This is a genomic window from Polymorphospora sp. A560 (genome assembly GCF_045781765.1).
GTDB classification, from domain to species: domain Bacteria; phylum Actinomycetota; class Actinomycetes; order Mycobacteriales; family Micromonosporaceae; genus Polymorphospora; species Polymorphospora lycopeni.
In genome coordinates, this window is the sequence record NZ_CP122282.1 from 5,254,672 (window position 1) to 5,268,900 (window position 14,229).

The window sequence follows — 14,229 nt, forward strand, 5'->3', positions numbered from 1 at the left end:
CCCTTCTCCGGTGTCCATCCGGGCAGCGTCCGCTCACCCGGCTCTCACCTGGGCAGATGCCCGAGGCGGATCGATCGCAAACCGCTCCGCGCCGCCCTCACCGCGGGACCGGGACCGCACGATCCCGCCGCACCGCGTCCCGACCCGCCCAGGAGCGGCTTCGTCCTCAGACCGGCTCAGTCGTGCTCGATGCGGGAGACCGGGGCGACCACCAGGTCGTGCATACGCCAGTCGAAGTCGCGTACGAACGCCGACAGTTCCCCGAGGCGGTGCACCAGCCGGTCGGTGTCGGTCCGGGGGACCACGAGAAGTTCACCGACGAAGACGTGACCCTCCTCGCGGACCCGCAGCCAGGCGTCGTTGATCCAGTCGTGGTCGCGGACCGCGGCCAGCAACCGGTCCGGCAGTGGATGGGGGCGACTGCCGTCGACGACCCTGGGACGTTCGTCCATCAGGTCCCCCACCGCGCTGCGGGTCGTACGTATCCCGTCGCGGACGATGTCCCCGCCGATGACCAGGGCTGCTACGGCGTCGGCCCACCAGAGTCCGGCGCCGATGCCGAGCACGCCCAGGATCGCGGCACCGGCGGTGAGCCAGTCCGCCCGGTTCATCTCGGCATCGGCGTAGAGGACCTTGTCGTGCAGTTCGCGGGCGATCCGCTGCTTGATCCGGCCGAGCACGATCGCCGGAACCATCGTGACGAGCAGCACCGCCACCATCAGCCAACCCAGCCAGAACTGGAACCCGAGCACCTCGACCAGACCGATCGGTGCCCGCTCGCGGGCGATCAGGCGGGTCAGCGAGTCGTAGACGACGTACCCGCCGAGCCCGAGCAGGGCGACGGAGCCGGCCAGGAACGCGGCGCTGACCGACCGGTGGTAGCCGTACGGGAATCGCCGGTTGGGTCTGCGGTTGCGGTACCGGGCGGCGATCAGGAACACGACCGGCGGCACCAGCCCCAGCATGTCCTCGATCCACGCCGCCTTCATCGCCTGCGACTGCCCGAGCGTCACCGCGAGCAGCGACACCGCGACGACGAAGAACGCGATCGTCACCCACTCCAGCCGCACCGCGCGGCGGTGCAGCTCGGCCCGGTCCGGGGGCATCTCGAACCGGTCGTAGACCCTCACGAGCCGGCCCCCGGCCGCTCCGCCTCGACCAGCAGCCGCGTCACCTCGGCGTGCGACAAACCAAGCAGGAACCGCTCCACCTCGACCTGCCAGCCGTTCTCCCCCGGCGGGACCGCCCACACGTGGTCCTGCCCGCCCAGGTCGTGCCCGGATTCGTCCAGTCCGAGCGCGGCGACCCGCCACTCGCCGACGACGACCGGAATCGTCTCCGCGCCGGTCACCTCCGGAACCGGTACGACCACCGCCCCCTCGCCGGCCAGCGCCGCGACCTCGGCGGTGCCGGCCGGGACGGCTACCCGTACGTCGTCGAGATCGTCGGGTACGGCCACCCCGGGCCGGGCCGCCACGACCGTCCGCGTCGTCACGTAGGGGCGGGTGAACGAGGCGGACCCGGTCCACGGCGCCTTCGCGTCCAGCCCGCCGATGACCAGGTCGAGCACCCGGTCCTTGACGGCGGCCATCAGCGTCGACTCCGAACCCGGATACCACTCGACCCGCGCCCCGAGGCGCCCCGCCAACCGGCGTACCAGTCGGGCCTCGGCACCGGCCACGACGCCGTCGTCGGCCACGGTCGTCCACGGCGGGTTCTCGGTCACGCCGACCCGCAACACACCGTCACGCACGTGTGCCAACGTGTCGCCGGCGTCAGCCGGCCAGCCCCGACATCCGGTGGCCAGCAGCAGGAGGGCCACCAGGACCGCAACGAGCCGTCGCATGCCGCCTCCCAACTCCGGCACCCCGATGACCAGCTCCTACCCAATCCGGGGACCAACCACGCCGGCATCGCCCGACGGATGACCCGGTCGTTGGACCCGACCCGCGGTCCCACCTCGCACGGCGGCCGGCGCCGGCCGGTAGATGTCCGTCCACTCCGGACAGATCGGCGGGTCGGTCCGGCGGGATGATGCCGGGAGGGAGCGGTGGGCCGATCCTGACTATCATCCGGTTCGAAGGTGATCGCATCCTTGCCGCGGATAGTTCAGATCTCTACCCTAACCTCCTAAAACCATAGGAGAAGTTGGTCATGCGGTGGCCGAATCCGCACATCGCCGCACCGGGCGCATCCTCCACCGGGACCCGGCTCCCCCGCCCTCCCGCCCGCTGACGAACGCACACGATCGAAGGAGCGAACCGTATGCCCGACAACCCGCCCGATCTCGCCGCCCGGGCCAGCGAACTGCGCCGGCAGGGCATCGTCGGTGTCACGATCGTCTGGGCCGACAACAACGGCATCCCACGCTCGCGAACCGTACCCATCGCCGCGCTGGAACAGGTCGCCGAGCGCGGTGTCGGCGTCACCACCCTCCTCTCGGTGTTCGACTCCCACGACAGCATCACCTTCGGCCACGAAGGACTGTCCACACCGTCCGGAGACGTCCGGCTGATGCCGGTCATGGAACGGCTCGTCGCCCTGCGCGGCCAGCCGGCCTTCGCCTGGACGATCGGGCAGCACGTGGCCGCCGACGGCACGCCGTGGCCCTACGACCAGCGTTCGATCCTGGCGAGGCAGGTGGAAGCCGCGGCCCAGCGCGGGCTCCGGTTCCAGGCCGGCTGGGAACTGGAGTTCGTCCTCTCCCCGGCGGACGGCCGGCCCCTGCCGACCGGTCCGGCCTACGGCCCGGTGGCGCTGCTGTCGGTCGACGAGTTCGCCGCCGACCTCCTCCAGGATCTGGAGGCGAACGGTCTGCGCATCGGGCAACTGCACGCGGAGTACGGTCCGGCCCAGTTCGAGCTGAGCCTCGCGCCGGCCGACCCGCTGCGGGCCGCCGACGAACAGTTGCTGGCCCGCCAGACCGTCCATGCCGCCGCCCGTGCGCACGGACTACGCGCCAGCTTCGCGCCGCTGGTCACCACGACCGGCGTGGGTAACGGCTGGCACCTGCACACCTCGGTGTGGCGGGACGGCCGGAACCTCCTGCCCGGCACGGGCGACCACGGCCTCTCGCCCGAAGGCGAGGGATACCTGGCCGGCCTGCTCCGGGAACTGCCCGCGCTGACCGCGCTGACCGCACCCAGCGTGCCGTCGTCCGCCCGGCTGCGGCCCGGCTACTGGTCCAGCGCGTACGCGATCTGGGGTGTGCAGAACAGGGAGGCCGCGCTGCGCTACATCCCCGGCACCCCGCTGCTCGGCGCCGACCAGGCCAACGTCGAGCTCAAACCGTCGGACGCCTCCGCCAACCCCTACCTGGCGCTGGCCGCCGTGATCGCGGCGGGTCTCGCCGGGGTCGAGGAGAAGCTCTCGTTGCCGGCACCGGTCCAGGACAATCCGGGCACCTGGTCGGAGGAGCAGCGGGCGGCCGCCGGTGTCCACCGGCTTCCCGCCACCCCTGCCGAACAGGCGGCCGCACTGGAGCGGAGCACCCTGCTCCAGGCGGCGCTGGGCCCGGCCGCCTACGGGGCGTTCCGCGCGGTGCGGGACGCCGACCGGGCCTGGGCCGCCGAACGCTCGGCGGAAGAGGTCGTCGAGGCACATCTGTGGAAGTACTGATCGAACAGGTGGAGTGGTTCCCGGGCGTGGCCGGTGTTCTCGAACGCCACGCCCGGGCGCTGCCCCAGCCCGACCAGCTCTGCGGCCCGTTCTGGGCGGCACTCGCCACCGGCACCGACGTACGGACCTGTGCGCTCGCCGCCGGCACCAGGATCTGGCCCCACGACCTGCCGGGGAGCCGGCCGGCCGGGGAGCCACCGGCGACGTCGGCCTGGCCCGGCCTGCCCCGCGCGGGCTCGTCCGGCCACGCCGGCACCTCGGCGCGGGGGGTCGGCGCCGCCGTCGTCGCGGCGTCCCGGGGCGCCCTGGCCGCGGTCCCGGTCACCGGGCAGTGGACGGTGCCCCGGCTCGCCGCCGTGCTGGCGATGTTGGCGAGCGGGCTGCCCGCGACACCCGTCGCCAACCTCGACACCGCCGAACTGACCGGGAGCACCGATGCGGCCGGCCTTCAGCGCTACCTCGACGCGGGAGACGACAGCGGACTGACCCCACACCCGTGGCGCACCGGGCACTTCGCGATGCCCGCGGGTCTGCTCCGTGGCCGGCGCGGGACGCTGGTCGCCATCGCCGACACCTATCCCAGCCTCGGTCACCGGGGGATCCACCTGCAACCGGTGGAGCGCCTGACCGGCGCACTCGCCCGCCGGCAACCGGGAACCGGCGGAATCCTCCTGGCGGTCGGAGCCGGCCTGGCCGACGACACCGCCGCACGGATCCAGGACCTCGGACTTGAGGCGAGGTGGTGGGACAACGGCACGCCGTACCCGGCCGACCGCCTTTGAGGAATGACGGTGCGGCCGGGTCAGCCGGTGGTGACCGGTAGCGCGGCGAAGCCGCGTAGCACCAGCCGGTCACGGCGCTTCGCCGGGCCGGCCAGGCTCAGCCGGGGCAGCATCGCCAGCAGCAGCGGAAACGCGACCTGGGCCTCCAGCCGGGCGAGTGGCGCGCCGAGGCAGTAGTGGGCGCCGCCACCGAACGAGACCGGCTGGATGTTCGGCCGGTCCGGGTCGAAGCGGTGCGGGTCGGGGTAGCGTGCCGGGTCCCGGTTGGCGGATCCGAGCAGCATGGTCAACTCCGCGCCGCTGTCGACCCGCAGCCCGTCGCCGAGATCCAGCGGGCTGGTCGTGAACCGGGAGGTCAGCTGCACCGGGGAGTCGTACCGGAGGATCTCCTCGACGAACGCGGGCGCGAGGTCCGGGTCGGCGCGCAACCGGTCGGCCTGCTCGGGATGCGTAAGCAGGATCCGGATGCCGGTGCCGAGCAGGTTGGTGGTGGTCTCGAAACCGGCGACCAGCAGCAGCACCAGATTGGCGAGCAACTCCTCGCCGGTCAGCGCGGCACCGGCGGTGTCGTCGTCGCGCGCGGCGACGAGCGCACTGGTCAGATCCTCCCGTGGGGCCCGGCGGCGCTCCCCGATCAGGCCGGTGAAGTATGCCTCGAGTTCGCGGCCGGCCACGTCGGCGAGCCGCATCTCCTCGTCGGTGCTGATCGGCTCCAGCACCACGGTCAGGTCGGCGGCCCGCTGCCGGAACCACGCCCGGTCCGCCTCCGGGACGCCGAGCAGCGCGCAGATCACGCCGACCGGCAGCGGGTACGCGAACGCGCTCATGAAGTCCGCGCTGCCCGGCATCGCCTTGATCAGATCCTCGGCCTGGCCGGCGATGACGTCGCGCATCGCGGCGACCCGGCGGGCGGTGAAGGTGGCCGCGGCCGCCCGGCGCATCCGGGTGTGGTCCGGTGGATTCGTCTGCAGCATGGACAGCACGATCGAGGCGACGCCGCGGTTATGCCGCCAGTCCGGCCAGAAGGCGTCGTAGTCGGTGGCGTCCGCGACCCGCAGACTCGGTTCGCGCAGCAGGCGGCTGGTGAGCGCGTGGGTGGTGACGAACCAGCGGCCGTCGAACGCCTGGAAGACCGGCGCGTGCGCCCGGACGACGTCATAGGCCGGGTACGGGTCGAGGCGTCCCTCCGGCAGGAACAGCGACGCGAGCGCGGCCTGATGGTCCATCCTCTGCTCCCCCGGTAGACGAACGCGGTGCTCCCATCATGCCCCGGAGTTCCTGGGCTACGCCCGCTGGCAGGTGACGCAGTACCGGGCGTGCGGCAGGATCTCCAGGCGTCCCATCGGGATCTCCCCACCGCACCGGTCGCAGCGGCCGTAGGTGCCTTCCGACATCCGGCGCAACGCTTCGGCGGTCCCGGCGAGCCCGTCCCGGGCGGTGGTCAGCAGCCCGTTGAGGGTGTCCGGGTCGTGTCCCCCACGCCCCGGCTGTCGACTGTGCACGGTCAGTTCGGTGAGCTGTTCGGTGTATTGCTGGAACTGTTCCTCGAGCCGGACCCGTAGGCGCTCGACGGGGTCCTGGACGGTGTCGGTCACGGCGTACTCCTTGGATGGGACTGGTGGTCTTCGGCCTCGGGGGCCGGAGCCTCGGGTTGCCGGGTGGCCAGGTGGGTCAGCCGGCGGTCGGGTGGCGCATCGCGGCCATCGCCGCGAGGCTGGCGCCGGTGAGCGCCACGGTGTGCGGTGCCGCGGCAGGGTGCACCGAGGTACGTAGCCGGCTCACCAATTGGGTGGTGAGGTCCGGCCGGGTCGCTCCGTCGCCGACGAGAACGAGGCCGCGGGTCAGCGCCCGTGAGGCGAAGCGGTGCGTGTCGGCCTGCTGACACACGTCGCGCAGTGCGCGCACGACGGTGTCGGCGAGCATGTCCACTCCGGCGCCCCGGGCCAGGTCGCGGGTTCCGAGGTCGGCCCGGCGGGCGGCGACGACGTGGCCGCCGTCCAGCATCGCGACCTCGGTCAGTTCCGCCCCGATGTCGGCGATGAGCAACCGGCCGGTCGCCGCGCCGGCGCCGATCGCCGCCGCACGCAGGGTGTCGATGAACAGCAGCCGCGACGGGGCGAACACCTGGGTGAGCACCCGGCGGGTCAACTGCTGGTCGGCCGGGGTCGCCAGCACCGGGCGGCAGGCCACGACGACCGCGCCGGCCGGTACCGGGTCGTGGTAGTCGAGCAGCAGGCGGGACAGCAGCGCGACGCTTCCGGGTCCGTCGATGATCCGGGCCCGGCGGATCAGGGGCGTCCGGCCCTCGTTCGTCGGCGCCGCGGTGACCCCTCGTTCTCCGGCCCAGAGCGTCAGGTACGCGCTACCGAGGTCGACCGCGACCGGGGTAGGCGACGTCATGACGGCCGCTGCCGGGCCGTGCGGCGCGGATCGCCGGGCGGCGGCCGGGCGGCGGGTGCCGAGGTGTGTCGTCATGCCGATCCCCTCTCGACTTCGGGTACGACGGCGGTGGTGGAACGCGGGGCCACGGGCGGATACGCCCGCCGGGCCGTCGGCGCGAACCGGAACGGCTGGAATCAGTTGCCGGACACGACGGCGCGGCGGACGCGCCGACGGTGACGCGGTCCCGGACCGGGCGGACCGCCTGCCGCGCGCCCTATCGGGCGGCGGGCGCGGGACGGCCCCGGTCCGGGACCGCCGGCGGGGCGACCGGGGGCAGCGGGCCACGGCTTCGCCACACGGGTCGTCATCACCGCCTCCTGGCAGGGTCGCAACAGCACCTGGAGCCACCAGCGTGGCCGGCGGTCACCCCGGTCGACAGGGGTGGCCGCCGGCCAACAACCCGGTCCGCTCGTTGCCGGGGTCCGGCAACGATCGGTCGGGCCGACGCCCATCGCGCCGAGATCGGTAGGCAGGGTCCGGCAACCGGGCTATGGTGGCGCCATGCCTGGCCGGAAGCATCGGACAACCATCGACGAGCAGCGGATGCTGTCGATGTTGTGGGTGCTGTCCGTGCTCGTGTCGGCCGCCCCGGCCGGCCGCGCGCCGTGGTGTCGGGTCGGGTCACCACGGCACCGGTGGACAGCCGGCCGCCGGCCGGTCTGGTCCGCCGACCGGGCTCCACCGGGGTACGCCCGCACCGGCTGACCGCGGTCGCCGGACCGGACCACGTCTTCCTCGGCCGGTTACCGGCCGCCTTCCCCATCCACCGATACGTGCCGCCCCGGCCGGTGACCGGCGGGATCGCGCCCGCGCGCGGTCCGGCCCACTCCCCTGCCGGTGGTGACTCTCGTGTTCGGTGCTGTCGTCGAACAACGGAGGCCGAACAAAGTGCTCGCTCCCGGGGCGTACGCCCGCGCGCGGGGCCGCTGCCCGATCGCCATCGACCTGGGCACCCTCAACGTACGGATCTGGCTGGCCGGTCACGACACGCTGGTCGCGCCGACCGTGGTCGCCCGGGCCTCCGCCGGCCGGTACCTGGCGGCCGGGCGGGACGCCCTGGACCTCGCCGAGCGGGCCGGTACCCCGCTGGTGTGGCCGGTCCGCGACGGCGTCATCGCCGATCTGCCGGCCTGCGCGTATCTGCTGCGCAGCATGCTCGGTGCCGGGCCGGATCCGAAGCCGTCCCCGGTGCTGGTCGGGGTGCCGGCCACCGCCACCCTGATGCAGCGCAACATGCTGATCGCGACGGCCGGGCGGGCCACCGGTGGGCGGGTGTCCTGGGTGGAGGAACCCCTGGCGGCCAGCCTCGCCTGCGGCCCGAGTCTCGACGCGGACGACGAACTGGTCACCGTCGACATCGGACACGGGCGGACCGAGGTGGTCCAGGTCCACGGTGGCGAGGTGCTGGCCGCCCTGCGGGTCGACACGGTCAACCACGTCGACCAGGTCCCGGCGATCGCCCGGGCCGTACGGGGTTTGGCCGGTCCGCCCCGGCGACGGGGACGCCGCCGGCTACTGGTCACCGGGGGCGGCGCCGCGACCGTCGGGGTCGCCGGCCGGCTGGCGGCGTTGACCGGCCGGTCGGTGACCGTGCCCGAGAACCCCTGGCTGGCCACCATCCGGGGGCTCGGCCTGCTGCTCACCGCCTGATCCGCGGCACCTTCCCCACCGATTGGAGTTCCCATGCACGTCGAACGGACCGAGTTGCCCGGGATCGGGCTGCGTCAGGTCATCACGACCGCCGACGGCCGGCAGGTCGGTGTGGTCACCCACCTCGCCGGTGGCCGACGGGACCTGCTCTACGACGATCCGGGCGACCCGGACCGGATGTGGAGTCTCGCGTTGACCCGGGCCGAGGCGCTCACCCTCGCCGGGCTTCTGGGTCTGCTGGATGTCGTCGACCTGCCCGGCGAGGTCGCGTCGTGAGCAGGTGTCTCGACGGGGCGCTGCGGACTCAGGCGCCGGCGGGCAGCGGCTGGTTCGGCCAGTCCAGCGCCCGGGCGCCGAGCACCGCCGCCTGGAGGGTGAACCGGTCGGTCGGGTCGGCGGCGTCGTAACCGCTCAGCGCCCTGATCCGGGCCAGCCGGTAGGTGACCGCGCGGACCGACACGTGCAGGCGGCGGGCCGCCACCGTGGCGGTGCCGCCACTGGCGAAGTACGCCTCCAGCGTCTCGAGCAGCGGGCCGGCGCCGCCGCGGGCCCGATTCAACGGGACGAGTACGGCCTGGATGAGGTCGATGATCGCCGGTTGGTCGCGCAACAGCACGCGGTAGATCAACAGGTCGCGGGCGTCGACCACCGGTGTTTCCACCCGCAGCCGCCGGGCCATCGTGAGCGCGTCCCGGGCCTCCTCGTAGGAGCGGGCGATGCCGTACACCCCGGGGTAGGACCGGCCGACCGCGATCTGCCACGGCCTTCCCCGGGGCAGGCGGTCGAGTTCGGCGAGCATCAGCCGCCCCAACCCGGTCCCCGGACCGGCGCCGGCGTTCTCGGCGGCCCCGCCCGGCGCCGGTGCCAGCACCACGAGCAGCCCTTCCTTGGTGGCCACCAGTACGTCCCGGTCCCCCAACCGGTCGAAGATGACCCCTTCGAGCGCGCTGATGGCCGTCTCGGTGTCCGGAAGCCGGCGGCTCGGCGCGGCCAGCGCCACCTGGTGCACCCGCGCCAGGTCCAGGCCGAACGGCTCGGCCCGCTGGACCAACCCGCCCAGGTCCGACTCGCCGCGCAGCAGGTCGTCGACGAGTTCACGGCGTAGCGCCTCTTCCCGCCGGACCAGTTCCCGGCGCGCGACCGCGTACCCCTCGGCCAGGGTCGCCACCGCGTCGTCGAGCACGTGCAGCACCGCCTCGGCGGCGGCGCGGACCGCGTCACTGTCACCGGAACGCGTCAGCCGGGGCAGGTCCTGCCACATCCGGCGGGCGGCCGACAGGTAGAGCTGCACCACCCGGCCGGCGGAGACGCCCTGCTCGGCGGCGCGTCGGCCGAGCAGGCCGACGGCCTCCAGTTCGGCTCGCCTGGGGCGTCGGCCGGTCACCGCCGCGTCCACCAGCAGCCCGAGGTAGTCGCCGAGCAGTTCCACCGGCACGTCACCGGCGTCCCGGGCGGCCGCCCGCGCGACCCGGTCGAGCCAGGCGACGTCCGCGTCGCCGGCTCGTCGCCCGCCACCCATGCCCGCTCCGTCCTCCCGGTGCCCACTCCGACGTGACGCGGTCGGATGGTCACCCGCGGGCGGGCGCCCGACCGGGTCAGGATACCGCCGCGGCCCCGGACGGGTGCCGAGAGCGGCCACTGGCGGACGGCGTAGCGGATCGCCGACGAAATTGGTCAGACCACTCCCCGAGGGAGGGTGGTCGAGGCTTGGACCCTCGCGAGGCTGACTTAACTTCATCCGGCATGACAAAGTTCCGCAAATAGGTCTAACTTACCCTTGACACTTGCCCTCTATAACAGTCAGGTCACAGCCATTACGAGGACGGCCACCCCTGGACTAGGTTCCCAGCAGGCATGAGGTCAGACCTCATTCCTCATGCCTCTACCCTGACGAGGTGAGTTGACGAGTGCAGGAATCTGCCCCCCGCTATGCCGGATACCGGTCCTTCGATTACTTGACGCCGCACGCCGACTACAAGGTGTTCGAACTCGCGCCGCAACTCGGCCGGGTGCCCGAACACGACCTCGGCCTGAGCGACGACCAGCGAACCCGGGTGGCCCGGCTGCTCCGTGAACACATGGCCATCTCGCTGCACGAGCACCCGAAGATCCTGCCGGCCGACGTGTCGCAACTGCGCGACTACAACCGCACCGGCCGCAACTCCTTCGGCTTCGAGGGCCTGGCCCGCTCCGGCATGACCGCGGTCTTCGACAACTTCATGAACGGCACCGGCTGCGTGACCAGCGAGCACGCCTGGAAGTGGGACGACGTCATCTACGACATCGGCCTGCGTTTCGCCGACGTCGCCAAGCAGGACCACGTGGTCGTGGCGACCACGCTGGAGCAGATCTTCGAGGCCAAGCGCAACGGCCAGATCGCCCTGGTGGCCGGTCTGGAGGCGGCCACGATGATCGAGAACGAGCTGGACCGGCTCGACATCCTCTACGGCTTCGGCGTCCGCCAGATGGGCATCGCGTACAGCCAGGCGAACATGCTCGGTTCCGGCCTCTCCGAAGACCGCGACGGTGGGCTGACCCACTTCGGCCGGCGTGCGGTGGACCGGATGAACAAGCTCGGCATCGCCATCGACATCTCGCACTCCGGCGACCAGACCTCGCTGGACGTGATCGAGGCCAGCCGGGTACCGGTGTTCATCACCCACGCCGGCGCCCGCTCGGTCTGGAACACCCCTCGGATGAAGCCGGACGAGGTGATCCGGGCCTGCGCCGACCGGGGTGGGGTGATCGGCATCGAGGCCGCTCCGCACACCACCCTCTCGGCGGACCACCCGCACCACTCGATCGAGTCGGTGATGGACCACTTCACCTACTGCGTGGAGCTGGTCGGCATCGACCACGTGGCGTTCGGTCCGGACACCAACTTCGGTGACCACGTCGGGCTGCACGACAGCTTTACCCAGCACCTGGCGATCGGGAAGGCCCACGGCGTGGTGGACCACCCACGGGTGCCCTACGTGAGCGGCATGGAGAACCCGGCGGAGTGCTTCAGCAACATCGTCGGGTGGCTTGTCACGCACGGTTACTCCGACGACGAGATCGCCAAGGTCATCGGCGGCAACATCATCCGGGTTCTTCAGGAGGTTTGGTGAAAAAGACAGTCAAGGGTCGGTGGCGGCTCGCTGTCGCACTCGGCGTGGCGGCCACGCTGGGTATCTCCGGCTGCGGCCTGAACGAGGACAACGGGTCCTCCAGCGGCTCGTCGTCGGACGCGGTGCTGCGGATCGGCACCACCACCGACGTGAGCAACTTCAACCCGCTCCAGTCGCTCAGCAAGACCGACTCGTGGATTCTCAACGCGATGTACCCGCACCTGCTGCGGATCGACGAGAACGCGAAGAAGGCGCCGGAACTGGCCAAGGAGTACCGCTACGAGGACGACGGCAAGACGGCCGTCTTCGACCTGCGGGACGACTTCAAGTGGACCGACGGCAAGCCGGTGGTCGCCGAGGACGTCAAGTTCAGCGCCGAGATGATCATGAAGTACAAGCTCGGCAACGTCGCGGCGAAGCTGACCTGGGTCGAGTCGATCGAGGCGCCGGACGCGACCACGGTCAAGTTCAAGCTCTCCCAGCCGTACGCGCCGTTCGCCGAGGGCGTCGGGTTCTGGATGTCGATCGTGCCGAAGCACATCTTCGAGAACGCCGGGGACCTGTCCAAGTTCCCGAACGACTCGAACTGGGTCGGCGCCGGTCCGTTCGTGCTGGACAGCATGACCAAGGGCCAGCGCTACGTGATGAAGCGCAACGACAACTACCCGCTGGCGCCGGAGGGCAAGGCGGCGGTCAGCCAGGTCGAGTACCGCGTCTACCCGGACGTGAACACGATGATGCTGGCGCTGCGCAACGGTGACATCGACATGATGGGCACCCCGGTGCCGGTCTCGGCGGCGAAGACCTTCGAGAACGACGAGAAGATCAAGCTCGAGAAGGTCGGGGCGCTCGGCTTCGCGCACCTGACCTACAACATGAAGAACGAGTACCTCGCCGACCAGCAGGTCCGGCAGGCGCTGTCGATGGCGGTCGACACCAAGGCGATCATCTCGGCGGTGCTGCAGGGTGACGGCCAGCAGATGGCCGGTCCCATCTCGCCGATCTTCTCCGAGTACGACAACACCGAGATCCAGCCGTACGCGTTCGACCCGGCGGGCGCGAAGGCCAAGCTGACCGCGGCCGGCTACCAGGACGCCAACAACGACGGCTTCTTCGACGAGCTGAACTTCGGCGTGGCGTGCGACCAGTCCAACGCGAACATGACCCGCGTGGTGCAGCTCTTCCGCGAGAGCGCGGCCCAGGCCGGCATCAAGCTGGAGAACGAGTGCGTGGAGCGGAACACGTTCCTCACCCGCACCAAGAACGGCGAGTACGACATCGACGCCTCGCAGTGGGGCGTGTTCGACAACCCGATGGACCAGCTGCGCAGCACCTACCTGTCCAGCAACCCGGGTGGCATCAACTACAACCTGCTCGAGTCGGCGGAGATGGACGCGCTGATCAACGACGCGGCCGGCACCACCGACCCGGAGGCGTTCAAGACCAAGATCAAGAACATTGACAAGGTCGTGCACGAGCAGGCGTACCTGACCCCGCTGTACGTGGAGAACTTCCAGTTCGCCTACAACGCCAGCAAGTTCACCGGCTTCGTTCCGTCGCCGTCGGACCTGCTCGGCATGGTCACCGCGTACTCGCTGGCCCAGGTCACCCCGGTCAAGTAACCCGAACCAGAGGGAAAGGAGGGGTCCCCCATGGCGCGTTTCGTGCTCAGCCGGGCACTGAAGGCCGTCCTGACCATATGGATTGCAATCACTTCGACGTTCTTCCTGCTCCGGCTCCTGCCGGGGGACCCCACGACCCTCATGGTCGAGGGCGACATGACGCCGGAGATGCAGGCGGCACTGCTCAAGACGTACGGCCTCGACCGCCCGTTGTGGGAGCAGTACGTGTCGTACCTGCGCGAGTTGGTCCAGGGCAACCTGGGCATCTCGTTCCGGCAGATCCAGCCGGTCACCGACATCATCCTCGACCGGCTGCCCTGGACGTTGCTGCTGGCCGGCAGCGCGTTCGTCCTCACCGTCGCCGTCGGTATCCCGATCGGTGTCGCCGCCGCGGTCAACCGCGGCAAGTGGCTCGACCGCGCGTTGCAGGGCTTCGGGATCAGCGCGAACGCCCTGTTCGTGCCGAGCGTCGCCATCCTGCTGCTGGTCTTCCTCGGAGCCCAGCTCGGCTGGTTCCCGATCGGCGGGGCGATCGACCCCGACACCCGGGGCGCCGCCGCCTACCTGAGCCTGTTCCACCACCTGGCGCTACCGGTGCTGTCCCTGGTCCTGGTCCAGCTCGGCCCGTACGCGCTGACCCTGCGTACCAACATGATCGAGGTCCTCGGTGAGGACTACATCCGCGCGGCGCAGGCCCGTGGTCTCTCGGCCCGGCGTCGGGTCTGGAAGCACGGCCTGCGCAACGCGATCCTGCCGGCGCTGACCCTGATGGGTCTGCAACTGGGCACCCTGGTCGGCGGCGCGGTGCTGACCGAGACGGTCTTCGCCTATCCCGGGGTCGGCCGGCTGATCTACGAGGCGGTCGGGCAACAGGACTACCCGGTGATCCAGGGCGCGTTCATCATGCTCGCCGTCACCGTGGTGATCGCCAACGCGCTGACCGACATGCTCTACGCGGTCCTCAATCCCAGGATCCGCCTGTGAGCGCGAGGAGTGCGGCGGAGC

14 protein-coding genes are annotated in these 14,229 nt (G+C 71.3%); 8 read left to right on the forward strand and 6 right to left on the reverse strand.

Going from position 1 to position 14,229, the window contains the following annotated elements; genetic code table 11:
* Positions 1–176: 176 nt before the first annotated feature.
* Both QCD66_RS23315 and QCD66_RS23320 read right to left on the reverse strand, forming a co-directional pair.
* On the reverse strand, positions 177–1,130 hold the full coding sequence (locus tag QCD66_RS23315) for a cation diffusion facilitator family transporter (protein WP_375735430.1): 954 nt from the start codon (positions 1,128–1,130) through the stop codon (positions 177–179).
* Positions 1,127–1,846 (reverse strand): transporter substrate-binding domain-containing protein, encoded by a 720-nt coding sequence (locus QCD66_RS23320; RefSeq protein ID WP_364212647.1) that lies wholly within the window; start codon positions 1,844–1,846, stop codon positions 1,127–1,129. The genes QCD66_RS23315 and QCD66_RS23320 overlap by 4 nt, the downstream gene beginning before the upstream one ends.
* 419 nt (positions 1,847–2,265) lie before the next feature.
* Here QCD66_RS23320 and QCD66_RS23325 point away from each other — a divergent pair, with 419 nt between their 5' ends.
* Entirely contained in the window at positions 2,266–3,618 is a 1,353-nt protein-coding gene (locus tag QCD66_RS23325; RefSeq protein ID WP_407566782.1) for a glutamine synthetase family protein, read from the forward strand.
* A complete protein-coding gene (locus QCD66_RS23330) occupies positions 3,606–4,400 on the forward strand; it encodes a DUF6885 family protein (protein WP_375735431.1) in 795 nt (264 codons plus the stop codon). Before QCD66_RS23325 ends, QCD66_RS23330 begins: the two co-directional genes overlap by 13 nt.
* 20 nt (positions 4,401–4,420) lie before the next feature.
* Here QCD66_RS23330 and QCD66_RS23335 read toward each other — a convergent pair whose 3' ends face one another.
* The 3 genes from QCD66_RS23335 to QCD66_RS23345 all read right to left on the reverse strand — a co-directional run bounded on the left by QCD66_RS23335 (position 4,421) and on the right by QCD66_RS23345 (position 6,875).
* Positions 4,421–5,626, reverse strand: coding sequence for a cytochrome P450 (locus QCD66_RS23335; RefSeq protein WP_375735432.1), 1,206 nt, complete (start codon positions 5,624–5,626; stop codon positions 4,421–4,423).
* Positions 5,627–5,683: 57 nt separating this feature from the next.
* Positions 5,684–5,995: a TraR/DksA C4-type zinc finger protein gene (locus QCD66_RS23340; RefSeq protein ID WP_357539245.1), complete on the reverse strand. Its 312-nt coding sequence runs from the start codon at positions 5,993–5,995 to the stop codon at positions 5,684–5,686.
* Between the two features lie 76 nt (positions 5,996–6,071).
* A complete protein-coding gene (locus QCD66_RS23345; RefSeq protein ID WP_375735433.1) occupies positions 6,072–6,875 on the reverse strand; it encodes a cell shape-determining protein MreB in 804 nt (267 codons plus the stop codon).
* A 468-nt stretch (positions 6,876–7,343) separates the two neighbouring features.
* Here QCD66_RS23345 and QCD66_RS23350 point away from each other — a divergent pair, with 468 nt between their 5' ends.
* From QCD66_RS23350 to QCD66_RS23360, 3 genes are all read left to right on the forward strand, one after another.
* A complete protein-coding gene (locus QCD66_RS23350; protein ID WP_364212663.1) occupies positions 7,344–7,547 on the forward strand; it encodes a hypothetical protein in 204 nt (67 codons plus the stop codon).
* Between the two features lie 183 nt (positions 7,548–7,730).
* Positions 7,731–8,492: a rod shape-determining protein gene (locus QCD66_RS23355; RefSeq protein WP_375737286.1), complete on the forward strand. Its 762-nt coding sequence runs from the start codon at positions 7,731–7,733 to the stop codon at positions 8,490–8,492.
* Positions 8,493–8,525: 33 nt separating this feature from the next.
* A complete protein-coding gene (locus QCD66_RS23360) occupies positions 8,526–8,768 on the forward strand; it encodes a potassium transporter TrkA (RefSeq protein WP_357539248.1) in 243 nt (80 codons plus the stop codon).
* A 28-nt stretch (positions 8,769–8,796) separates the two neighbouring features.
* On the opposite strand, the gene QCD66_RS23365 is transcribed toward QCD66_RS23360, so the two are convergent.
* Positions 8,797–10,011, reverse strand: a complete 1,215-nt coding sequence (locus QCD66_RS23365; protein ID WP_375737285.1) for a PucR family transcriptional regulator — start codon at positions 10,009–10,011, stop codon at positions 8,797–8,799.
* A gap of 436 nt (positions 10,012–10,447) precedes the next feature.
* On the opposite strand from QCD66_RS23365, the gene QCD66_RS23370 reads away from it, so the two are divergent.
* The 3 genes from QCD66_RS23370 to QCD66_RS23380 are packed head-to-tail and all read left to right on the forward strand — an operon-like array spanning position 10,448 to position 14,208.
* Positions 10,448–11,602 carry a dipeptidase gene (locus QCD66_RS23370; RefSeq protein ID WP_407566783.1) on the forward strand — a complete coding sequence of 385 codons (1,155 nt, stop codon included), beginning with the start codon at positions 10,448–10,450 and terminating at the stop codon, positions 11,600–11,602.
* Positions 11,599–13,224 (forward strand): ABC transporter substrate-binding protein, encoded by a 1,626-nt coding sequence (locus tag QCD66_RS23375; RefSeq protein WP_375737036.1) that lies wholly within the window; start codon positions 11,599–11,601, stop codon positions 13,222–13,224. Before QCD66_RS23370 ends, QCD66_RS23375 begins: the two co-directional genes overlap by 4 nt.
* A gap of 30 nt (positions 13,225–13,254) precedes the next feature.
* A complete protein-coding gene (locus tag QCD66_RS23380; protein WP_357539252.1) occupies positions 13,255–14,208 on the forward strand; it encodes an ABC transporter permease in 954 nt (317 codons plus the stop codon).
* Positions 14,209–14,229: the final 21 nt, after the last annotated feature.